15 protein-coding genes are annotated in these 23373 nt (G+C 70.8%); 6 read left to right on the forward strand and 9 right to left on the reverse strand.

Annotated elements, in window-relative coordinates:
* Positions 1–122: 122 nt before the first annotated feature.
* Together QE377_RS14620 and QE377_RS14625 are read left to right on the forward strand one after the other, a co-directional pair.
* Positions 123–3254 carry an ATP-dependent DNA helicase gene (locus QE377_RS14620; protein WP_307324607.1) on the forward strand — a complete coding sequence of 1044 codons (3132 nt, stop codon included), beginning with the start codon at positions 123–125 and terminating at the stop codon, positions 3252–3254.
* Positions 3215–6517, forward strand: a complete 3303-nt coding sequence (locus tag QE377_RS14625; RefSeq protein WP_373459537.1) for a UvrD-helicase domain-containing protein — start codon at positions 3215–3217, stop codon at positions 6515–6517. Before QE377_RS14620 ends, QE377_RS14625 begins: the two co-directional genes overlap by 40 nt.
* Positions 6518–6535: 18 nt before the next feature.
* Here the strand turns inward: QE377_RS14625 and QE377_RS14630 are convergent, their stop codons facing one another.
* On the reverse strand, positions 6536–7786 hold the full coding sequence (locus QE377_RS14630; RefSeq protein ID WP_307324614.1) for a phosphotransferase: 1251 nt from the start codon (positions 7784–7786) through the stop codon (positions 6536–6538).
* 63 nt (positions 7787–7849) lie between these two features.
* On the opposite strand from QE377_RS14630, the gene nudC reads away from it, so the two are divergent.
* Both nudC and QE377_RS14640 read left to right on the forward strand, forming a co-directional pair.
* Positions 7850–8740 carry an NAD(+) diphosphatase gene (gene nudC / locus QE377_RS14635; protein WP_307324618.1) on the forward strand — a complete coding sequence of 297 codons (891 nt, stop codon included), beginning with the start codon at positions 7850–7852 and terminating at the stop codon, positions 8738–8740.
* Positions 8737–10497: an ATP-dependent helicase gene (locus tag QE377_RS14640; protein WP_307324620.1), complete on the forward strand. Its 1761-nt coding sequence runs from the start codon at positions 8737–8739 to the stop codon at positions 10495–10497. Before nudC ends, QE377_RS14640 begins: the two co-directional genes overlap by 4 nt.
* A 720-nt stretch (positions 10498–11217) precedes the next feature.
* Here the strand turns inward: QE377_RS14640 and QE377_RS14645 are convergent.
* The gene (locus QE377_RS14645) at positions 11218–12573 is read right to left on the reverse strand and encodes a zinc-dependent metalloprotease (RefSeq protein ID WP_307324622.1); all 1356 of its coding nucleotides are present in this window, start codon (positions 12571–12573) and stop codon (positions 11218–11220) included.
* Between the two features lie 123 nt (positions 12574–12696).
* On the opposite strand from QE377_RS14645, the gene QE377_RS14650 reads away from it, so the two are divergent.
* Together QE377_RS14650 and QE377_RS14655 are read left to right on the forward strand one after the other, a co-directional pair.
* Positions 12697–13818 carry a PDZ domain-containing protein gene (locus tag QE377_RS14650; RefSeq protein WP_307324624.1) on the forward strand — a complete coding sequence of 374 codons (1122 nt, stop codon included), beginning with the start codon at positions 12697–12699 and terminating at the stop codon, positions 13816–13818.
* 63 nt (positions 13819–13881) lie between these two features.
* Positions 13882–16782 carry a UPF0182 family protein gene (locus QE377_RS14655; RefSeq protein ID WP_307324626.1) on the forward strand — a complete coding sequence of 967 codons (2901 nt, stop codon included), beginning with the start codon at positions 13882–13884 and terminating at the stop codon, positions 16780–16782.
* Between the two features lie 1040 nt (positions 16783–17822).
* On the opposite strand, the gene QE377_RS14660 is transcribed toward QE377_RS14655, so the two are convergent.
* Genes QE377_RS14660 through idi form a run of 7 tightly spaced genes read right to left on the reverse strand, consistent with a single transcriptional unit; the run spans position 17823 to position 23360 of the window.
* Complete coding sequence (locus tag QE377_RS14660) at positions 17823–18707, reverse strand: prenyltransferase (RefSeq protein WP_307324628.1); 885 nt, start codon at positions 18705–18707, stop codon at positions 17823–17825.
* The gene (locus QE377_RS14665) at positions 18704–19009 is read right to left on the reverse strand and encodes a lycopene cyclase domain-containing protein (RefSeq protein ID WP_307324631.1); all 306 of its coding nucleotides are present in this window, start codon (positions 19007–19009) and stop codon (positions 18704–18706) included. Before QE377_RS14665 ends, QE377_RS14660 begins: the two co-directional genes overlap by 4 nt.
* A complete protein-coding gene (locus QE377_RS14670; RefSeq protein WP_307324633.1) occupies positions 19006–19332 on the reverse strand; it encodes a lycopene cyclase domain-containing protein in 327 nt (108 codons plus the stop codon). Before QE377_RS14670 ends, QE377_RS14665 begins: the two co-directional genes overlap by 4 nt.
* A complete protein-coding gene (crtI, locus tag QE377_RS14675) occupies positions 19332–20885 on the reverse strand; it encodes a phytoene desaturase family protein (RefSeq protein WP_307324634.1) in 1554 nt (517 codons plus the stop codon). Before crtI ends, QE377_RS14670 begins: the two co-directional genes overlap by 1 nt.
* A complete protein-coding gene (locus QE377_RS14680; protein WP_307324637.1) occupies positions 20882–21754 on the reverse strand; it encodes a squalene/phytoene synthase family protein in 873 nt (290 codons plus the stop codon). The genes crtI and QE377_RS14680 overlap by 4 nt, the downstream gene beginning before the upstream one ends.
* The gene (locus QE377_RS14685) at positions 21751–22809 is read right to left on the reverse strand and encodes a polyprenyl synthetase family protein (protein ID WP_307324639.1); all 1059 of its coding nucleotides are present in this window, start codon (positions 22807–22809) and stop codon (positions 21751–21753) included. The genes QE377_RS14680 and QE377_RS14685 overlap by 4 nt, the downstream gene beginning before the upstream one ends.
* On the reverse strand, positions 22806–23360 hold the full coding sequence (idi, locus tag QE377_RS14690) for an isopentenyl-diphosphate Delta-isomerase (RefSeq protein WP_307324642.1): 555 nt from the start codon (positions 23358–23360) through the stop codon (positions 22806–22808). The genes QE377_RS14685 and idi overlap by 4 nt, the downstream gene beginning before the upstream one ends.
* Between the last annotated feature and the right edge of the window lie 13 nt (positions 23361–23373).

Below are 23373 nucleotides of genomic sequence, written 5' to 3' on the forward strand. Positions count from 1 at the left end.
GGGACGTTCCGACTCTACGGCACCGCAGAATGCCGATGCCCGGCGGGGCGGCTGACGGTGCACGCTGTGGGCGAACGCGTCGCTTCGGGCTCGTGTCGCCGGGGCGGGTTACCGTTTTGCCGATGCCTCTTCTCTCCGCTTCCGCGAGCGCCGCCGCCGACGCCGAGCCGGTGTTCGAGACGCCCGATTGGGATGCTTCGCAGCGGGCGGTGCTGGACGCGGACGCGGACCGGTCGCTGGTGGTCGTCGGCGCGCCCGGATCGGGCAAGACCACCCTGCTGATCGCGCGTGTGGCGCAGCTCACGGCCCGAGGACTGGATCCCGACGAGGTGCTGGTGCTCACCTCGACACGCCAGAGCGCGACCGCGCTGCGCGACCGCCTGTCGCTCGCGATGACGGGTGCCCGATCGGGTGCGCCCGCCCGGTCGGTCGCGTCTCTCGCGTTCGAGATCGTGCGTACCCACGAGGTGCGCCATGACCGCCCCGCGCCGCGTCTTCTCACGGGAGCGGACGACGACCAGATCGTGCACGATCTTCTGCGCGGCGATGAACTCGACGAGCAGGACGGCGCCGCATCCCGCTGGCCGGAAGGCTTCGGCGCCGCGGTGCGCTCCTCGCGAGCCTTCCGCAGCGAGTTGCGGGCGTTCCTCGCCGAATGCACCACGTGGGGCATCGACGCGACGGAGCTCGCTGGGCTGGCCGCATCCGAAGGCGTGCCGGTGTGGGAGGCGCTCAGCTCGTTCCTCGTCGAGTACGACGATGCCCGCGGTCATCTGCGCTCCTCGCACCGCGATGCGGCGGGGCTCGTGGCCGAGGCCGTATCGCTGCTCGGCCGGCTCGAGGCAGCAGACCCGGCACTCGCTGCCGTGCGGCGCCTGCGAACCGTGCTGGTCGACGACGCGCAGGAGCTCACCCCGGGCGCCGTCGCTCTGCTGGAGGCGCTGCACGAGCGAGGGATCGCGGTCACGGCCTTCGGCGATCCCGACATCGGTTCCGGCGCCTTCCGCGGTGCGCGTCCCGAGCACTTCGCGCGTCTTGCCGCCTCCCTCGGACGCACCGCGGTGCTCGAGCGGGCCCATCGCGGAACCGCTCTGCAGACGGATGCCGTGCGGCGCGTCACGAGCAGGATCGGCGCCGCGGGGGTCGTCGCCCACCGGCGGGCTCCGCAGGGGGCGCCCGTCGATGAGAGCCTCCGGGTGTATCTCGCGCGCTCCGCGCCCGAGGAGCACGACCTCATCGCAAGGGTGCTGCGGGAGCGACACCTGCGCGACGGGGTGGCGTGGGCCGACTGCGCCGTGATCGCCCACGACTCGCGGCAGGTCGCGACCCTGGAGGCAGAGCTCGGTGCGCGGGAGGTGCCTGCGCGCGCGCCGGGTCTCGTCGAGCCCTTGGGGACCCGGGGGAGCGTGAGGCGTCTGCTCACGGTCGTCCGCGCGGCCGCGGAGGAGATCGATCCGGCAGAGACGCTCCTGTCCGCGGGCTTCGACCCCGTGGACCTCCGCAGGCTCCGAGCGGCGCTGCGCCGCGCGGAGGTGCTGGTGGCGGGGACGCGACCCGTCGCGGAACTGCTCGTCGAGGCGCTGCACGAGCCCGCGCGCCTGGAGGCGCTCGGCACACGCGAGGGATCGCGTGCCGCGGCCATCGCCGAGACGCTCGCGCGGCTGCGGGACGACCTCGGGCGCGGTGCCACGGCTCACGAGCTGTTGTGGACCGCGTGGTCGCGCAGCGGGCTCGAGTCCGCATGGTCGACGCTCGCCCGCGGATCGGGTCCGCTCGCCGAACAGGCCGACCGCGACCTGGATGCGGTCGTGGCGCTCTTCCAAGCCGCCAAACGCTTCGGAGAGCGTGCCGAGGAAGGCGGCCCCCGCGATCCGATGGTGTTCGTGCGCGGCGTGCTCGACAGCGATGTGGCCGAGGATCTCTTCGCCCCGCCGAGCCGCCGGGAGCGGGTGCAGGTGCTCACGCCGGCGGCGGCTCTGGGCGCCGAGTTCGACACGGTCGTGATCGCCGGTGTGCAGGAGGGCGTGTGGCCCAACACGCGTCTGCGCGGCACTCTGCTGCAGGCATGGCGGCTCGCGGAGGCCCGCATCGGCGCGGCCGCTCCGAGCACTCGCGATCGGCGACGAGAGGTACTGCACGACGAGTTGCGTCTGTTCGCCCGGGCGCTGTCCCGCGCGCGCGGCCGTGTGGTGGTGACCGCGGTCTCGGACGACACGTCGGTTCCGAGTCCGCTCCTGGAGCTGCTGCCGGACGCCCAGCCCGCACCCACCCGGCACCCGCTGTCGCTCAGAGGACTCGTTGCCGCCCACCGGCGCACCCTGACCACCGCGACGGCCCCTGCGGCGCGCTCGCACGCGGCGCGGCAGCTCGTTCATCTGGCCGATGCCCGCGTCGCCGGCGCCGCACCCGCGCAGTGGTACGGCATGCCTCCCGCCACGTCAGACGCTCCGCTGCACGACGCCGCGGAGACGTCCGTGCGACTCTCGCCCTCGCGACTCGAAGCGCTGGAGACCTGTCAGCTCGACTGGGTCATCGCGGATCTCGGCGGTGCGCGCACCGAGACGACGGCCGGCCTCGGGACGCTCCTGCACCATGCGATGGAGACCGCGGGGCCGGACGAGGACTCGCTCTGGCGAGCGGTCCAAGAGCGCTGGGACGAACTGGAGTTCGATGCGCCGTGGCGCGAGCGCGTCGAACGGGACCGCGCGCGAGACCTGGTCCGGCGGCTTTCGGCCTACCTCCGGGACTTCGAGGCACGAGGCGGGATGCTGCTGGGAGCCGAGTCGAGGTTCGAGGTGGCGCTGCCGCATCCGGCGGGCGACGGGGCTCAGCCCATGGTGCTGTCGGGAACCATCGACCGCGTCGAGCTCCTGCCCGACGGGCGCGTGGAGATCGTCGATCTCAAGACCGGGCGATCCGTGGCGAGCACGGACGCGAAGGTCGCCGACAACGCCCAGCTGGCGGCCTACCAGGTCGCGGTGGATGCGGGCATGGTGCCCGACGCGCAGGGGCGGGAGAGCGCGGGGGCAAAGCTGCTGGTCCTGCAGCCCACGTCGTCCCGGTCGATCTTCGCGACGCCCACGCAGCCTCCCCTCGACGATGCGGCGCGCGCCGCCTTCCTCGGCCGACTGAACGCTGCGGCGACAGCGATGAGTGCGCGCTCCTTCGAGGCGCACTACGAGACGCACTGCCGTGACGACTTCTCGCACGGCGTATGCCGCATCCACACCGTCGCGCCGGTGAGCGCCCCGTGACCGGCTTGATCAGGGCGGCGGCGATCGCCGCCGCCCTCGGGCAGTTCCCTCCGACGGCCGAGCAGGCGGCCGTGATCGAGTCCGATCTGGAGCCGGCGCTCGTGGTGGCGGGAGCCGGCAGTGGCAAGACCGAGACGATGGCGGGTCGCGTCGTGTGGCTCGTGGCGAACGGTCTGGTCCGCCGAGACCAGATCCTGGGGCTCACCTTCACGCGCAAGGCGGCGGGGGAGCTGGCCGAGCGCATCCAGCGTCGCCTGGCGCGTCTCGCGGAGTTCGAGCGGCGCGGTCTTCTCGGCAGCCTCGAGGAGCTCCACCATCGGGGCGAGCTGGAGGGCTTCGGCGAGATCGAGCGGTCCAGTGGATCCGACGACGATCGACGCAGACTGCTGGATCGCCTCGCCGAGGAGCACGCCGTCGACACCGCGCCCGCCGCCGACGCCGACGACCTGCTCGATCGGCCCACCGTCTCGACGTACAACAGTTTCGCCGACGGCATCGTGCGCGAACACGCGGCCCGTATCGGGCGCGACGCGGAGGCGGTCGTGCTGTCCGAGTCCGCCGCCTGGCTGCTGATGCGCCGCACCGTGCTCGCGTCGGAAGATCCCGAGCTCGAGACGACCGAGGAGTCGCTGCGGACCCTGGTCGATCGCGCGCTGCGCATCGCGCGCGACGCCGTCGACAACCTCGTCGATCTCGACGACCTCGAACGATTCCCCGAGAGGTTCGCCCGCGTCGTCGACATCCCCTCGGAGAGCGCGCGCACCACGGTCTACAAGGACGTGCTGGACGACGTCGCAGCGGTCGGCAAGCTCCCGCTCTACGCGCGCCTCGCCCGCGAGTACGACCGGAACAAGCGCCGGACCGGGGTGATCGACTTCGCCGATCAGGTCGCGGGCGCCTACGAGATCGTGCGGGGCGATCCGAGGCTGGTCGACGAGCTGCGCGAGCAGTACCGCGTCGTGCTGCTGGATGAGTACCAGGACACCTCCGTCGTACAGAGCCTGCTGCTGTCGAGGTTGTTCGCCGATTCGGCGGTCATGGCGGTGGGCGACCCTCACCAGGCGATCTACGGGTGGCGCGGCGCCAGCGCCGGCAACCTGGCGGGCTTCGCAGCGGCTTTCTCGAGCCACGGCACGTGCGCCCGCTTCGACCTGCTCACGAGCTGGCGTAACGCTCCCGCCGTGCTGCGCGCGGCTACCGCGGTGCTGGCGCCGCTCGCGGAACGCAGCGCGGTCGCTGTGGGCACCCTTCGCGCCAGGCCCGGCGCCGATGACGGGCGGGTCGACATCGTGACGGAGCCCGACCTGGAGAGCGAAGCGGATGCGGTCGCGCGCTGGTTCGCCGAGGTGATCCGCGTGCGCGGCGCCGAGGGACGCTCGACGACGGGCGCCGTGCTCTTCCGGGCCAAGAAGCACATGCCGCGCTTCGCCGAAGCACTTGCCCGTCACGGCATCCCGCATCGCATCCTCGGCCTCGGCGGACTGCTGAGCACGCCCGAGATCGTCGACATCGTCAGCGCTTTGCGCGTCGTCAGCGATCCGACGCAGGGCTCCGCTCTCATCCGCCTGCTGAGCGGTCCGCGATGGGCGATCGGGCTGGCTGACCTGTCCGCTCTGAACGATCTCGCCCGACGCCAGGTGCGTTCCCAGGCTGCCGGCGAGGGCGAGCCGGATCTGCTGGCGCGGCTGCGTCAGAGCGCACGCATCGAGACCGGATCGCTCATCGACGCCCTCGATCTGTTCACGAGGCTCCGCCCGGAACACTCCTGGTTCCAGACGTTCACCCCCGCGGCGCGGGATCGACTGCGCGAGGCGGCGGCGGTGTTCGCCGGACTCAGGCAGGTCGCGTCGACACTGCCCCTGACGGAGCTCGTGCGCGCGATCGAGGTGGAGCTGCGGCTCGACATCGAGCTCGCCGCCAACGAGAGCCGCGGGCCGGCGCGCACGGCCGCTGCCCAGGTGCGCGCGTTCGTCGACGAGGTCAACGCGTTCCTCGCGGCCGACGAACACGGATCCCTCACGAGCCTGCTGGCCTGGCTCGAGCACGCCGAGCGCAGCGACGACCTGGCCCCGCGGACCGATCCGCCGGAGTCGGACGTGGTTCAGCTGCTGACCATCCACGGTTCGAAGGGGCTGGAGTGGGATGCGGTCGCCGTCGTCCGGCTCGTCGAGGGCGAGCTGCCCTCGACGCCGAAGGAGACGCGAGGCTGGCTCGGCGCGGGGGTGCTGCCCTACGTCTTCCGGGGGGATTCCGCGTGGCTGCCGCTGTATCCGTGGCAGAGCGCCGAGAGCCAGCAGCAGCTGCGTGATCGCCGCACCGCGTTCGTCGACGCCCACCGGGACCGCGCGCTCGAGGAGGATCGGCGTCTCGCGTATGTGGCGGTCACCCGCGCGCGCGACCATCTGCTGCTGAGCGGATCGCCCTGGGCGGGAACGACGAAGCCGCGCGAGCTGAGCCGCTTCACTGTGGAGATCGCGGAGGCGCTCGATCAGGGCGATCCCCGCATCGATCCGGGCGAGAACCCGCTGGCGGATGCGGCACGCACACTGCACTGGCCGCTCGACGCCCTCGGCGCGCGCAGGCCGCGGGTGACCGATGCCGCCGCGGCGGTGGAGGCCGCGCGCGCGGACCCGGGCGAGGCGGACGACGAGCTCGCCCTGCTGCTCGCCGAGCGCACCGAACGCCTGCGACCCGCGCGCTCCGGTGCGCCGGTGCGCATCCCGGCATCCGCGTACAAGGACTTCGTCACCGACTACGACGCCGCCGTCGCGGCGCTCGAGCGCCCGATGCCGGAGCGGCCGTATCGAGAGACCTCGCTCGGCACGCGGTTCCACGCGTGGGTGGAACGCCGCTCAGGAGTGAGCGCCTCCGCCTCGCTCGATGACCCGCTCTGGTCGACCGATGCCGAGCAGGGCGGAGACGATGCGGATTTCCATCGTCTCGTCGAGATCTTCGAGGCGAGCGAATGGGGGGCGCTCCAGCCCATCGAGGTCGAGACGGAGATCGACTTCCGCTACATCGGCCTCGACGAACGGCCCCACGTCGTGGTGTGCAAGCTGGATGCGGTCTACCGTCGGGGCGAGCGCATCGAGATCGTCGACTGGAAGACGGGACGCGCTCCGCGCTCGGAGTCCGAGCGACGTGAGCGTCTGGTGCAGCTCGAGCTGTACCGTCAGGCGTATCACGCCCGGCACGGCGTCCCGATCGAGCAGATCGACGTGGCGCTCTACTATGTCGCCGACGATCTCGTCATCCGCGACTGATCCGGCGCTCGAGCCCGCTCAGCCCTCGGTCCAGCGGCGCAGCGCCTCGCGGGACGCGCGCGCGGTCTCCTCGCGGCTCGCCTCGTCGTCCTCCGCGGTGTCGGCGGTGTCCTCGTGCGCAGGCTGCGGCCGTCCCGTCCACTCGGAGAGGTCGACCGGCAGCGTCGGCGTGCCTTCCGCAGACCCAGATCCCGATCGGTCCTGCTCCTCCGCGAGGTACGCGCCCAGCTCGACCGGGTCGTAGGCGTCGGTCTGCATCGAGGTCTGCCCACCGGCGGGCTCGGTCTCGGGCACCCGCCCGAGAAGGGCGATGGCGTCGTCGACATCGGCGGAACCGGTCCGAACGAGGTCGGTGCCCGCGGTCGCATCGGCGAGGGACACCAGAAGCTTCGTGGCGTCCTCGACGACGAACTCGTCGCCCCGGTCGACGCCGTGCACCAGCCACTTGGCGAACTCGAGCTCGGCGAACAATCGCGCACGGGAGATCAGGGCAGGGTCGGGCGAGTGATGCGACGCGGCCGTGTAGCCCGCGTGAACGCCCTCGACCGACTCCGGTGCGGACCCCAGCCACCTCAGGTCGACCGCGGGATCCCCGATCGACAGGCCCTGCCAGTCGAGAAGGGCGACCACCTCGGGCGTCCCGTCCAGGTCGTCGAAGACGAAGGAGGACACATCGAGACCGTCGAGAACGACCGTGGGCTCGTACTGCCACGCGGCGTCGTCGTCGAGAAGGCTCAGCCAGCGCTCCCGGAGCTCGGACACGAGGCGACCGGTGTCGTCCGCGCGCTCGACGAGGCGCCGGGCGTCGGCGCGCACCTGCTGCGCGGAGCGCACCGGGTAGCCCTCGGCGCGGATCACCGTCAGGGGGAGGTCGTGCACGGCGGCGATCGCTCGGCCGACGAGTCCCGTGAACCCGGGACCAGGCGGCAGGTCGGCGGCGTCGACGCGATAGCCGACGAGGTAGTCGGTGACGATGACCTGGTCGGGACCCATCGAGGTCTCGCCCAGTACCGTGGGGGCCCGGAAGGGGAGCAGACTGCGCACACCGGCGCTCAGCGAGGAGAGCACGCGGGCGTCGGCGCGAGCCGTGCGACCGGCTTCGTCGTCTCCCGCCACGCGTACCACGACGCGGCGACCGTCGGCGAGGTCAACGAGGGCCGCGGCGGTGCCGGCCTCGTCTGTGCTGCCCAGCTGCCCCGCGCTCACGACGACGGCCTCCGGGAGAGCCGCCGTCACCGACGCGGCTAGAGTGAGAGGTGAGCGTGGCATGCACTCAGGGTAGGCGTCCACCCCTGGCCCGAGCCGGTCGCCACGCCCGTCGAGGAGGTATCGGTGAGCGTTTCCGACACCGGTGCACAGGCTCTGTTCCCACTCCGGCGCGCCGCGGACGAGCGGCAGGATCCGGCGCTGGTCGACAGGCTGCGCGCCGACGCGACGACCCTCGCCCTGGCCGTGGCGGGTGACCTCGTGTCGATCTCCGGCAGCGCCGAGAGCCCCCGTCTGCGCCTGGTCGACGCGGCCGGAGTCACCGCATCCGCGTGGGCCTTCCTCGGGCGTACAGCCGATGGGCGAGGCGTGCTCGCGGCGCTGACCGAGACCGTGGCCGAGCCGTTCGCCCGTTTGCGGGAGATCGGCGGCCTGCTTCCGCAGGCGGAATCGGATGCGGCGACGACCGCCGTGGCGTTGAGCAGCTGGCTGCGTGAACAGGGGTATTGCCCGTTCTGCGGTACGCGCACCGAACTGCGTCAGGCGGGCTGGGCCCGTCACTGCCCGCACTGCGGGCGAGAGCACTTCCCGCGCACGGACCCCGCGATCATCGTCGCGGTGCACGATGCCGACGATCCGGATCGGTTGCTCCTGGGCAGCAACGCCGCCTGGCCCGTGGGAAGGTACTCCTGCTTCGCCGGCTTCGCGGAGGCGGGCGAGTCGCTGGAGGACGCCGTGGCCCGCGAGGTCGCGGAGGAGGCCGGGGTGGAGCTGGTCGGGGTGCGCTATCGCGGATCCCAGGCCTGGCCGTACCCGCGTTCGCTGATGCTCGGCTTCCATGCCGCCGCGCGGGTGGCGGACGCGGCGCGCCCCGACGGCGACGAGATCGTCGAGGTCCGCTGGTTCACGCGCGAGGAGATCGGAGAGGCGCTCGAGGGCAGGGGAGAGGTCGTGCTGCCCGGTTCCGCATCCATCTCCTGGCGTCTGATCCGCGAGTGGTACGAGGAGCGCGCGTGAGCGTCGACATCCTGGCCGGACTCGATGAGCAGCAGCACGCGGCGGTGATGGCGGTGCGGGGACCGGTGCGGGTCCTGGCCGGAGCGGGCACCGGCAAGACCCGCGTCATCACGCGGCGCATCGCCTACGGCGTCGACAGCGGCACGTACTCACCGGGCCGTGTGATGGCTCTGACCTTCACGGCGAAGGCGGCCGGCGAGATGCGTGGGCGCCTGCGCGCGCTCGGGATCGTGGGTGTCGCCGCACGCACGTTCCATGCCGCCGCCCTGTCCCAGCTGAACTACTTCTGGCCGCAGGTGGCGGGCGCCCCCGCCCCGCGCATCGTCGACAACAAGGTTCGCCTTCTCGCGCAGGCGGCGGAGCAGCAGCGTCTGCACCTCGACACCGCGACGCTGCGCGACGTCGCGTCCCACATCGAGCAGCGGAAGGTCGCGATGCAGCGGATCGACGAGATCGGCAGCACGCGCCCCGTCACGATCGGCACACTCGACACCGGACAGATCCGCGATCTGCACGCCGCCTACGAGAAGCTGAAGGACGAACGTCATCAGCTGGATTTCGAGGACGTCCTGCTCGCCTGCGCGGGCATGATCGAGGCGGAGCCGCGCGTCGCCCAGTCGGTGCGCGAGCAGTACCGGCACTTCACGGTGGACGAGTTCCAAGACGTCTCGCCCTTGCAGAACCGACTCCTCGAGCTGTGGCTCGGCGAGCGACGAGACCTGTGCGTCGTGGGCGACGCGAGCCAGACCATCTACTCTTTCGCCGGCGCGCGCGCCGACTACCTCCTGGACTTCCCCAGGCACCACCCTGACGCGCGCAGCTTCACCCTCGAGCACAACTACCGCAGCGACCAGCCCGTGCTCCGGGTGGCCAACGCTCTCATGCGAGGCCGTCCCGGCGCGCTGCAGCTGGTCACCGACCGCGGCGCGGACTCTCCCGTGCCCACGGTGACCCGCTTCGACGACGACGCCCACGAGGCCGCGGGTGTGGCCGCCCGCATCCGTTCCCAGCTCGACGACGGGGTGGATCCGCGCCAGATCGCCGTGCTGTACCGGGCTCATGCCCAGTCGGCGGAGCTCGTGACGGCACTCGCGGATGCGGGCGTTCCCACCAGTGTCATGGGCGGCAAACGCTTCTTCGACCTGCCGGAGGTGCGCCAGGCCGTCATGGCGCTGCGGGCCGCGACGGTGGCGCCGATGCAGGGAGGATTCCGCGACACGGTTCGCGACGTGCTTCGCGGATGCGGGTACACCGACGAGCCGCCGGCCGTCGGCGGGGCCCTGCGCGACGCGTGGGAGGCGCGCGCCGCGCTGCTGGCGCTCGCCGTAGAGCAACCCGAGGACACCACGCTGCGCGCGTTCACGGACGATCTGATGGCCAGGGCTCGAGACCAGCACGAGCCCTCGCTGGCCACGGTCACCCTCGCGACGCTGCACGCGGCCAAGGGGCTGGAGTGGGACCACGTGCATCTCGTCGGATTGTCGGAGGGGCTGCTGCCGATCTCCTACGCGCAGGGTTTCGAGCAGATCGACGAGGAGCGGCGGCTGGCGTACGTCGGCATCACGCGGGCCGCGCGTACGCTGTCGCTCTCGTGGGCATCGCAGTCGGCGCGTCAGGCGCGTCAGCCGTCGAGATTTCTGCAAGAGATCGGCACGCGCACGCTGGATGAACGACCGGCCAGGCCGACCGCCGGTGGGGTGAGGAAGCAGCGAACGTCATCCGGCGCCGGGCGGCCGACGGCGGCAACTGACCGGTGAGCAGGCGCGCGGCGTAGGCGACGGCCTCGCCGACGAGCGCCGCCGTCACCGGCGGCGCGGGCTGGGACATGAGCTGCGCCGCGATGCTCGGCCACGCGGCATCCTCGTCACGACGATGCGCGGCCTCGCACGCGAGGCAGGGACCGTCGCCGGGCGTGACCAGGGGCCCCACGTGCACCTGGTCGCCGGCGAGGATGACCGGCAGGTGCGGCCGCTCGTCCCGCAGATGCCCGCGATAGCGTCCGGGGTCCGCGACGAACGACTCCAGCATGATGACGGTGCAGCGCTCGTCGGGATCGGTCACGAGCTCCACCGAGGTGTCGAGCAGTCGGATCACGGCGACGGCGACGGCGCCGTCGATGGCGTCCGAGACCTCGAAGCCCACGCGCGTGCGCGGAGCGTCCGAGCACAGGACGGGCGCGAGCTGTTCCAGCATGTCGGCGACGGCCGCTCGGTCGGCCCCGAGCGAGGCGGCGAGGGTCATCGCGTCGTTGGCGCTGACACCTGCGCGAAGCGCATGCACGAGCCATTCGTGCCACGGCTCCGCCGCTGTGATCTCGACGCGGGCCGGGTATCCGAACTGCAGCGTGCGCTCGTCGCGCCACACCGGCGGATAGGCGGGATCGAGTCGGAGCATGCCCCGATTCTGTTCCCGCCGACACCGACGCCGCGGTTGTCCACACCGCCGGAGCCGCGTGCGGGCCGGCTGGGGAGGAGAGATCAGACGGGACGGGGACCCTCGGGTCCCTCACCGCCCTCCTCTTCGGCGAGCAGCTGCTCGAGAGCCTCGTCCATCGCATCCCGCTCCGGAGCCTCGCCCCGCGCACGGGCGGAGAGTCGCTCGATCAGTGCCGTCGGGTCGTCGATGTCCGTTGCGCCAGGGAGCAGGTCCGGATAGTCCCAGAGGGCGTCGCGACCGGCGACACCGACCGCGTCGGTGACCTGTCGCCACATCGCCGCGGCCTCCCGCATCCGCCGTGGACGCAGTTCGAGGCCGACGAGAGAGCCCAGCGCCTTCTCGGCGGGACCGCCGACCGCACGCCGGCGCCGGACGACCTCCGCGATGCGGTCGGCGCTGGGCAGCCGGTGGGTCGCGTCGGCGGTCACGATGTCGACCCAGCCTTCGATGAGCGCGAGAAGGGTCTCGAGGCGGGTGAGGGCCAGATCCTGCTGCTCAGTGCGCTCGGGAAGCAGCGCGCCGCTCTCGAGAGCCTGGCGCAGCTCTTCGGGCTGGCTGGGATCGAACCGCTCCGCGAGCTCTTCGAGCCGACTCGTGTCGACGTGGATGCCGCGGGCGAACTCGGTCACCTGGGCGATGACATCCAGTCGCAGCCAGCGGGCATGGCGGAAGAGGCGGGCGTGGGCGAGCTCCCGTGTCGCCACGTACAGCGCGAGCTGGTCCTCGGGGATCTCCAGACCCTGGCCGAAGTCGGCGAAGTTCTGCGGCAGGATCGCCGCGGCACCGGCGGGCATGACGGGAAGCCCCACGTCGCCGCCGCTGACGACCTCCATGGAAAGTCGCCCGACGACCTGGCCCAGCTGAGTGGCGAACAGCGAGCCGCCGATCGAGCGCATCATGCGTCCTGCACCCTGGAGCATGGCCTGCATGTCCTCCGGGGCCTGCTCGGCCAGCGTCGCCGTGAGGGCGTCGGCGATGCTCGTGGCGACCGGCTCGGCGAGCTCGCGCCAGACCGGCATCGTCGCCTCGACCCAGGCGCCGCGGGTGAGAGCGCGAGGCGCCTCGGCGAGCTCGGAGATCGTGGTGGCCTCACCCAGCCACAGAGTGGCCAGCGAGAAGGCCTGGTCGAGGTCGCTGCGGGATCCTGCGGCCACGCCGAGGTCGCTCTGGTTCGCGATGTGCAGAGCCTGACGCTCGGCCGCGTCCCACGCGATGGAGCCGTCCGAGCTCGTGAAGGCGCGCTGCATCTGGCCCATCATCTGCTGCATCATCGCGGGATCGATGCCCATCTGCTGGAGCTGTCGTAGCTGCTCCGGGTCGAGACCGTCGGCTCCGAACAGCTGGCGAAGCAGCTCCTGGAACTGGTCTTCGGGGCTCCGGTCGTCCTCGTCTGCCACGTCAGGCGCCTTTCAGCCGGGGGATAACGTCCCGTTCTACGCTAGTCGCAGGGATACATCGCACAGCCGGGCGAACACGACTTCGCCGTACGCCGGCCGCGAACGGCCGACGAAAGAGGCACAGTGACATTGTTCGAGACCCCCGGCGCGCTCGCGCCCGAGCCGCCGCGTCGACGCATGCCGCGGGGCGCGGTGGCCGGAATCTGGGCGCTGGTCGTCGCTCTGCTGGCGCTGCTGGGGATGTCCTTCCTGCCGAGCCCGTACGTGATCGAGCGTCCCGGGCCCGTCTACAACACGCTCGGCGAGGTCACCGACGCCGACGGCAAGGACGTGCCGTTGATCGCCATCGACGGTGCCGAGACCTATCCCACGGACGGATCGCTGGACCTGCTGACCGTGCAGGTCGTCGGCTCGCCCGAGCAGCGGCTGTCCTGGCTGGATGCGGCCGTCGCGTGGTTCGACCCGACCAAGGCCGTCGTCCCGATGGAGCAGATCTTTCCGACCGGGCAGACGAGCGAGCAGCGGTCGGAGCAGAACACCGCGATGATGGTGGACTCGCAGGCGGATGCCACCGCCGCCGCGCTCACGCATCTCGGCTACGACGTGAACCCGCAGCTTCAAGTCACCGCCGTCGCCGACGGATCGCCCGCGAGCGGTCAGCTCCAGGCGGGTGATCGCGTCCTGCAGGCGAACGGCACGGCTGTCACGACCGCCGAGGGTCTGCGGCGCATCATCAACGACGGCGCAGGCGCCCCCGTCCAGGTCCTCGTCGACCGCGGCGGTGCTCAGGAGACCGTCACGGTCACACCGCAGGAGGGGACGGGCGAGGCCGCGGGCGTGTGGCAGATCGGCATCACCCTCACCGTCTCCTACACCTTCCCTTTCGACGTGCAGGTGCAGCTCAACAACGTCGGGGGGCCGTCGGCGGGCATGATGTTCGCACTCGGAATGATCGATCAGCTCACACCGGGCGAGCTCAACGGAGGCGCGCAGGTCGCCGGGACCGGAACCATCAGCGCCGACGGGCAGGTGGGACCCATCGGCGGTATCCGCCAGAAACTGTGGGGCGCGCACGACGCGGGTGCCCAGTACTTCCTCGCCCCCGAGAGCAACTGCGACGAGGTCGTGGGTCACATCCCCGACGGTCTCCGGGTCTTCTCGGTGTCGACGCTCGATGACGCCGTGGACGTGCTGGGTGCGATCTCCTCCGACGCCGATCTGGACGCGCTTCCCACCTGCAGCTGACCGATCGCCGTGCATAGCGGGCTCACGGCGACCGTCGGCGTATGCCCCTCGTAGGATGAAGGGGTGACTTCGACCGCAGCGCCGACGCCCGTCCCTGTCAATAGATCCCGGCGGGTGATCGCGATCTCGCTTGCCGTCATCGCGGCGCTCGCGGTGGCGTTCTTCCTCTTCGCGAGCCTCTACGCCGACTGGCTCTGGTACGACCAGCTCGGTTACTCGTCGGTTCTGACCACGCAGTGGCTCTGGCGCGCGGCGATGTTCGTCGTCGGCTTCCTGGGGATGGCCATCCCCATCTGGATCACGATCCAGCTCGCGTATCGGCTGCGCCCGGTCTATGTGCGTCTGAGCTCCCAGCTCGACCGGTACCAGGAGGTCGTCGAGCCGCTGCGCCGCCTCGCGATGTGGGGAATCCCGGTCTTCTTCGGCTTCTTCGCAGGCTTCGCGACCTCCGCGCAGTGGGAGACAGCGGCGCTCTGGCTGGGCGGCGTGCACACCGACACCGCCGACCCGCAGTTCGGCATGGACACCGGTTTCTACCTGTTCGCGCTGCCGTTCTACCAGGGGGCGGTCGGTTTCGCCTCGGCCGTCGTGCTGGTGGCGCTGCTGGTGACGGCGCTCGTGTCCTACCTGTACGGTTCGGTGCGCATCGGCCAGCGCGAACTGCGCATCTCGAAGCCTGCCCGCATCCAGCTCGCGATCATCGCCGGTCTCTACCTGCTGCTGCAGGGCGCGAGCCTGTTCCTCGACCGCTTCGGCACCTTGACGCAGGCGGGCGACCGGATCACGGGTGCGAGCTACACGACCGTCAACGCGACGATCCCCGGGCTCACGATCCTCTCGATCGTCGCCGCCTTCGTCGCCGTCCTCTTCTTCGTCACGGCCGTCATCGGACGCTGGCGCTACCCGCTGATCGCGACCGCGCTGCTGGTGGTCACCTCGCTCGTCGTCGGGGTCGCGTACCCGTGGATCCTCAACACCGTCCAGGTGCGGCCCAACCAGCGCACGCTCGAGATGCCGTACTTCGAGCGGAACCTCGACGCGACGAAGGCGGCGTTCAACATCGAGGGTCTCGACACGACGTCGTACGACGCGAAGACCGATGCCGAGCCCGGACAGCTGCGCTCGGACGCCGAGACGACCGCATCCATCCGCATCATGGACCCCGCGATCATCCAGCCGACCGTGCGCCAGCTGCAGCAGTATCGCCCGTACTACCGCTTCGAGGACCCGCTCGATGTGGACCGGTACAAGATCGACGGTCAGACGCAGGACACCGTGGTCTCGGTGCGCGAGGTGAACACCGCTGGTCTCGGCGATGCGGCGTCGTGGCAGAACTCCACCCTCGTCTACACCCACGGTTACGGTCTCGTGGTCGCCAAGGGCAACGAGCGCACGACCGACGGCGACCCCGTCTTCATCGAGGGCAGCATTCCCGCATCCGGGTTCCTGACCGACGAGAAGTACGAGCCGCGGATCTACTTCGGCGAGAACTCCCCGGCGTACTCCATCGTGGGTGCGCCAGACGGCACGACGCCGATCGAGCTGGACTACCCGTCGGCGAGCGACGGCGGCAACGACACCCGCACGACCTTCGACGGCGACGGCGGCCCGTCCATCGGGAACATGTTCAACCGCCTGATCTACGCACTGAAGTTCCAGTCGGAGCAGATCGTCTTCTCCGACTCCATCAACGAGAAGTCGCAGATCCTGTATGACCGCGACCCCGCGGTACGCGTGCAGAAGGCAGCGCCGTACCTCACTCTCGACTCCGACCCGTACCCGAGCGTCGTGGACGGCCGCGTGGTGTGGATCGTCGACGGCTACACGACGAGCGACCAGTACCCGTACTCGACGGCGACGAGCATGTCGCAGGCCATCGAGGACGCGAACAACCCGACTCCGCGCGTCGCGCTCGACAACGTCAACTACATCCGCAACTCGGTGAAGGCGACCGTCGACGCTTACGACGGCAAGGTCACCCTCTACGCCTGGGACGACACCGACCCGCTGCTGAAGGCGTGGCAGAACGTCTTCCCGACGACGATCAAGCCGGTCTCGGACATGTCCGCCGACCTCATGAGCCACGTGCGGTATCCGACCGATCTGTTCAAGGTGCAGCGCGCCATGCTCGGCGAGTACCACGTCGACACGGCCCAGTCGCTCTACGAGCGCGACAACGCCTGGTCCACGCCGGCCGACCCGCAGAACCCCGACGTCAACCAGCCGCCGTACTACCTGAGCATGAAGATGCCGGGTCAGGACGAGCCGAGCTACTCGATGTTCACGAGCTTCATCCCGCAGTCGACGGGCACGGAGTCGCGCAACGTCCTGATGGGCTACCTCTCGGTCGACTCGGATGCCGGCAGTCAGGCGGGCGTGAAGAGCCCCGACTACGGCAAGCTGAGGCTCTTGGAGATCACGGCCGGCGCCACCATCCCCGGTCCCGGCCAGGTGCAGAACACCTTCAACTCGGATCCCGGGATCTCTGCGCAGATCAACATCCTGAAGCAGGGCCAGTCGAACGTCATCAACGGCAACCTGCTGACCCTGCCCGTCGGTGGCGGACTGCTGTACGTGCAGCCGGTGTTCGTGCAGGCCTCCAGCGGTACGCAGCTGCCCCAGTTGCAGAAGGTGCTCGTCGCCTTCGGCACCGAGGTCGCGTTCGAGGACACCCTAAACGAAGCGCTCAACGCGCTGTTCGGCGGCGACTCCGGCGCCAACGCGGGTGATCAGGACGTCGCGCCCGATCCGGGGACGACTCCCTCGCCCGAGCAGACCGGTGGCAGCGACGGCTCGTCCGGTGGCGCGACCGGAAGCCCGGACTACCAGGCCGCGCTGCAGGATGCCCGACAGGCGCTGCTCGACCGCGATGCCGCTCTCAAGGCCGGCGACTGGACCAAGTACGGCGAGGCGGACAGCCGGCTCACCGCCGCGGTCGACAAGCTGATCCAGCTCGGCGGCTGAGCCGCATCCGCTTCGGCTCGCGCCGGTCCCGCATCTCGCGGGGCCGGCGCGTTCGTCTTCACCACCCCGCGAGACTGCATCTTCGCGACGAGATCACGGTACTTACCCGTGATCTCGTGCTCGAGATGCAGTCTCGCGGTGCGGAGAGGAGGATGCGGGGCGCGCGTCAGGCGGTGAGCATGGCGTACCAGATGAGCAGCAGGGTCGTGCCGAAGCCGCCCAGCTGGTTGAGCCACAGGAACCGACCCACCCGACCGTGGCGCGCTCGCACGTCTCATCGGTGATCGAGCGGTAGGGCCAGAGGGTGAGCAGGTACGGGATGACGAGCAGGGCGCGAGCGGTCCCGGCCAGGCCGACGCGAGCATCACGAGACCCGCTGCGAGATAGCACCCGAGCGCGAACCACACGTCCACCGTGCGCCGCGCACGGTGGACGGTGTGGTTGCGCTCGGGTGCTATCCTCGCAGCGGGTCTCGTGTGCTCGCGTCGGCTGGCCGGACCGCTCGGCGCCCTGCTCGTCATCCCGTACCTGCTCACCCTTGGCCCTACCCGCTCGATCACCGATGAGACGTTCGTCTTCACCACCCCGCGAGACGCTGCGAGATAGCACCGAGGCGACTCCGGCGCCAACGCGGGTGATCAGGACGTCGCGCCCGATCCGGGGACGACTCCCTCGCCCGAGCAGACCGGTGGCAGCGACGGCTCGTCCGGTGGCGCGACCGGAAGCCCGGACTACCAGGCCGCGCTGCAGGATGCCCGACAGGCGCTGCTCGACCGCGATGCCGCTCTCAAGGCCGGCGACTGGACCAAGTACGGCGAGGCGGACAGCCGGCTCACCGCCGCGGTCGACAAGCTGATCCAGCTCGGCGGCTGAGCCGCATCCGCTTCGGCTCGCGCCGGTCCCGCATCTCGCGGGGCCGGCGCGTTCGTCTTCACCACCCCGCGAGACTGCATCTTCGCGACGAGATCACGGTACTTACCCGTGATCTCGTGCTCGAGATGCAGTCTCGCGGTGCGGAGAGGAGGATGCGGGGGCGCGCGTCAGGCGGTGAGCATGGCGTACCAGATGAGCAGCAGGGTCGTGCCGAAGCCGCCCAGCTGGTTGAGCCACAGGAACCGACCCCACCCGACCGTGGCGCGCTCGCACGTCTCATCGGTGATCGAGCGGTAGGGCCAGAGGGTGAGCAGGTACGGGATGACGAGCAGGGCGCCGAGCGGTCCCGGCCAGGCCGACGCGAGCATCACGAGACCCGCTGCGAGATAGCACCCGAGCGCGAACCACACCGTCCACCGTGCGCCGCGCACGGTCGCGATCGAGGAGATGCCGGCCTCGCGGTCGGCAGTGACGTCCTGCACGGCGCCGAACGCGTGGGAGGCGACGCCCCACAGCGCGAAGGCGACGAGGACGGCGATGAGGCCCGGCGTGAAGGTCGCGCCGGCGAGCACGAGGCCGTAGACCGCGGGAGAGAAGAAGTGGATGCTGCTCGTCATCGAATCGGCGAACGGCACCTCCTTGAGGCGCAGCGGCGGCGCCGAGTAGAACACCACGAAGAACAGGCTGATCGCGAGCACGACCCAGGATGCGGGCGAGCCGACGACGACGAGGTAGACGACGAACGGCAGGCAGGAGAGAGCTGCCGCCCACAGCGTGATCCGGTGCATCCGGCGATCGAGGACGGCTCCGTGCGCGCCGCCCTTGCGCGGATTGCGCAGGTCCGACTCGTAGTCGAAGACGTCGTTCACGCCGTACATCGCGAGGTTGTACGGGACGAGGAAGAACAGCGTGCCGACGACCAGCGTCAGATCGACCGTGCGCGTGGTCATCACCACGGCCGCCGCGAACGGGAACGCCGTGTTGATCCAGCTCACGGGGCGCGACGAGACGAACAGCGTGCGAAGCACGCCGGCGGGGCGAAGGTCGGTCATGCGGTCTTCCGGGTCGGGAGCAGCGAGAGCACGGCGGGAACGCCGAACGCTGCGCACAGCGGATAAGAGAAGTCCTCGATCGGCGCCAGTCCGATCCGGATGCCGCTCAGATGCTCCGCGGGGTAGGTGAACAGATCGAGGGCGATCATCACGTTATCGAAGACGGCGGTCAGCGTGAACAGCACGACGGCGGCGACGACGCTGGCCCGCATCCTTCGGGCGAAGCCGGGCCGGCGGGCACTGATCGCGGTCACGACGGCGGTCACCAGGACGAAGGGCAGAACGATCAGCGGGTAGGTCATGCCGCGTCCCGTCGGCGCTGGGCGACCCGCAGGGATGCGGCGTGCACGACGAGCGCGAGGTAGCACAGGAACGCGAGGAACACCGGCTCCTCGAGGGGGAGGTGCGGCGCAAGGTCGATGCCCACCAGCAGCGGGCTGCCACCCTTGACGAAGACACCCGTCACGATGCCGACGGCGTCCCAGAGCAGCAAGAAGGCGGTGCCGATGCCGACGGCGGCCGCTGTGCGCCCCGGACGCGCCCACAGCGCCAGCCGGAACCGAGCGTCGAGTGCGCCCACCCCGGCGATGCTGATGAGCAGCGCCAGCAGGTAGAGACCCGGCATCACACCGCCTCGGCCGCCGGCTCGGCGAGGGGGCCCGCGGTGCGGTCGCCGCGCATCCGCTTCACGACGAGCTCGGCGGAGATGAGACACATCGGAAGCCCGATCCCCGGTAGCACGGAGGCGCCCGCGTAGTACAGCCCGTCCACCTTCGCAGACGCGTTGCGAGGGCGGAACAGCGCACTCTGCCTGAGCGGATGCGCGAGACCGAGGGCATTGCCGCGCCAGGCGTGCAGGTCGGTCTCGAAGTCGCCGGGGGCGATCGTGCGGCGCACGACGATGCGATCGCGCAGGTCGGGCACGCCGCACCAGGCGGCGATCTGATCGATGGCCGCATCCGCCGCGCGTTCGATCACGGCGTCACCGGCCCCGTCGACACCGCCGTGGCCGAGGCCCGGGTCGGCCGGGATCGGCACCAGGACGAACAGGTTCTCGTGGCCCTCCGGCGCGACGGAGAGGTCGGTCGCGCTGGGTCGGCAGACATACAGCGACGCCGGATCCGGGATGCGGGTCGCATCGCCGAAGATCGCGGCGAAGTTCGTGCGCCAGTCCTCGGTGAACAGGAGCGTGTGGTGCGTGAGCTCGGGAAGCTCGCCCTTCACGCCGAGCAGCACGAGCAGCGCGCCGTAGCTGGGTGTCTTCGACTGCCACCAGGACTCCGGGTAGGTGCGGTAGCGCTCCGGGACGAGGCGGGTCTCGGTGTGGTGCAGGTCGGCGCTGGAAACCACGACGTCGGCGTCGAAGCGGCGCCCGTCGGCGGTCACGACTCCGCGCGCGACGCCGTCGGCGACGAGGATGCGCTCGACGCTCGCGCCGGTTTCGATCACGACACCGCGTTCCGTGGCGAGGCGCGCGATGGCGTCGATCAGCGCGGTGAAGCCGCCCTGCGGGTAGCGCACCCGATCGTCGAGATCGAGGTGGCTCATGAGGTGGTACAGGCTCGGCAGCTGATACGGCGAGCCGCCCAGGAAGACTCCTGCGTAGCCGAGGATCTGGCGGAGCCGGGTGTCGGTGAAACGTCTGTCGATCCTGGACTGCAGTGGTTGCGTGAGCAGTCGCGTCAGGTGGCCCAGCCGGCGCAGGATCGCGGGGTCGGTGAGGTTGCCGAGCGACTCGTACGTGTCGTAGAGGAAGCGGTCGACCGCGAGGTCGTACGCCTCGCCGGCCGAGTCCAGGTATGCGTCCAGGCGCGCGCCGGCTCCCGGTTCGATCGACTCGAACAGCGCGGTCGCCTCCTCGCGACCCGACACGACGTCGACGGGCGCCTCGTCCAGGTGCGATTCGGCGTAGACGCGGTAGGCGGGGACCAGGTCGACGAGATCGAGTTGCTCCGCGGTCGTCGTGCCGAGTAGCCGGAAGAAGTGGTCGAACACCTCCGGCATGAGATACCAGCTGGGGCCGGTGTCGAAGCGGAAGCCGTCGCGCTCCCACGATCCCGCCCGGCCGCCCACCTCGGCACGCCCCTCGAGCAGGGTGACGTCGTGCCCGTCGGTCGCGAGCAGCGCGGCCGTGGCGAGCCCTGCGATGCCGCCTCCGATGACGACGGTACGACTCATGAGCGTTCCTTCAGTGGTCCGGCGCCCAGCCAGGCGCGTGCGGCGAGAACGGCCTTCTGCGACGTGGGCACGCGCACCCGCCCCTCGGTGCTCGCCCCTCGGAGGCGCACGGAGAGTGCGGCGAAGAGGTCGTGGGCTGCGGTGACGGCCCTGCGGCAGTCCGGGGGGAGGAGGGGGATGGTGGCGGCCGCCATGGCGAGGTCGGCGTCGATCCGGTCGAGCACGTCGTCCCTCGTGCGCTCGACGCCGTCGACGGCGAGGTAGTCACGCCCGAGAGCGCCCGCGTCGTGCTCCAGGTCGCGAAGGAAGTTGACGTCCTGGAAGGCTCGCCCGAGAGCTCGCGCCCCGGCGATGAGATCTGCCGGGGGAGCGGAGGGGGAACGGCGCCCCGCATTCTCGAAGACGGCGAGGCACATGAGTCCCACCACCTCCGCCGATCCGTAGACGTAGGTGTCGTGCGAGACGTCGTCGTGCTCGCGCACGCCGAGATCCGTGCGCATCGAGGCGAAGAACGGGGCCGTCAGGTCCTCGCCGATTCCGCACTCCCGGGCCGTCAGGGCGAACGCGTGCACGACGAGGTTCGCGCTGAAGCCCCGCTCGACGGCCGCGCGGGTCTCCCGTTCGAACGCGTCGAGGATCTCCTCTTGCTGATCGGGGACCAGACCCGCTTCGCCGGCCGGTCCGTCCACGATCTCGTCCGCGACGCGGACGAGCGCGTAGACGTTGCGGATGTGGGGGCGGGTGCGCGGGCTGAGCAGACCCGTCGCCAGGGCGAACGAGGTGGAGTACGCGCGGATCACTGATGCGGCCGCGGCCACCGCCGTCCGGTCGTAGAGGGAGAGTCCGCTCGGCTGGTCCCGTGCGCTCACGGCATCCTCTCCGCGATGCGGGTCGCGAGCTCGTCGACGAGCCCGAGAGCCGCCGGTGAGAGTGTGGCGGCGTCGGCTCGAGCGGAGCGGAGCGTCTCGTCGATGAGGACCGCGAGGCGCTCGCGGGCGCCGGTCGCGTCCAGCGCGCGCTGTGCGGCGAGCACGGCGACCGGGCCCGTGTGCGCGACCGCGAGGGCCTCCGCGACCGCGTCGCGGGCTGCTCCCTGCTGCGCCAGGACGACGAGGGGAGTGCGCTTGGCCTCGCGAAGGTCGCTGCCCACATCCCGACCGGCCTGGTCGGCCGTGCCGAAGGCGCCGATCAGATCGTCGACGAGCTGGAAGGCGAGCCCCAGAGCGCCGCCGGCCCGGCGGAGCGCCTCGAGCTCGGGCTCGCTCGCACCGGCCAGGAGCGCACCGGCACGCAGCGGCGCATCGAAGGAGTAGACGGCGGTCTTGTCGTGCGCCGTGGTGAGCACGGCGGCGGCCTCCGCCGCGTGCAGTCCGAGCGCGTTCTCGACGTCGGCGAGCTCGCCGGCGGCCGACACCGAGACGGCATCGTCGAAGAGCTCCACGAGTGCTGTCCTCGTCGCCGCGGGGACATCGACCAGCGCGAGGATGCGAGTGGCTTCGTACAGCAGCAGGTCGCCGCCGAGGATCGCGGCCGCGTCGCCGAGATCGTCGGCGCCCGAGGCGGACGCGCCGGCGGCGGCGGCTCGCGTGCGGAACTCGCCGGAGATGTTCAGGACGCCGCGGCGCTGTACGTCGTGGTCGATCACGTCGTCGTGAACGACGAAGGCCGCGTGCAGCAGTTCGAAGGCGGCGGCGACCTCGTACACGGGCGTCAGCGCCTCGTCCGGGCCGTCGAACGCGAGATACGCGCCCACCACGTTCGCCGGCCGGAACCGCTTGCCGCCGGTGGCCGCGCGCGTCACCGCCGCGGTGAGCGCGGCGTACGCTTCTGCGCCGTCGGTCGCGCGACGACGGATGCGGGCCAGAGCCGCATCGACGGCGGCGTCGATCCCGGCGCGGTTGTCCGCGCTCAACCAGGAGATCATCGGGCCCCCGCCTGTATCCGCCGCTGGGCGACGAACAGATCGAGCTGACGGGCCTGCAGCACGAGCCAAGGACTGAACGCCCACTCGGCGGAATCCAGAGCCGTGACGAGGTCGGCAGGGTGCACCCATTGCGTCTCGAGCACTTCGAGAGGATTGGGCTGCGGCAGATTCTCGGCGCGTGCGATGTAGACCGGGCAGATCTCGTTCTCGACGATCCCGCTCGCATCGGTCGCGCGGTATCGGAAGAGGGGAAGGGCGAGTTCGATGTCGTTCAGGCGCAGTCCGAGTTCGGAGTCGGCGTGTCGCTTCACGGCGTTCAGGACGGGCTCGGCCGGTCGAGGATGTCCGCAGAACGAGTTGGTCCACACACCGGGCCAGGTCCGCTTGTGCAGAGCTCGGCGAGTGACGAGCACGCGGCCTTCGTCATCCAGAACGTGGCAGGAGAAGGCGAGATGCAGCGCAGTGTCTGTACCGTGGACACTGCTCTTGGGCGCAGTCCCGATCTGATTGCCCTCGTCATCCACGAGGATGACCTGTTCGATCTCGTCCATGCGCCCTTCCATT

Origin of the sequence: Microbacterium sp. SORGH_AS_0862 (assembly GCF_030818795.1) — a bacterium.
In the GTDB taxonomy this organism is placed as follows: domain Bacteria; phylum Actinomycetota; class Actinomycetes; order Actinomycetales; family Microbacteriaceae; genus Microbacterium.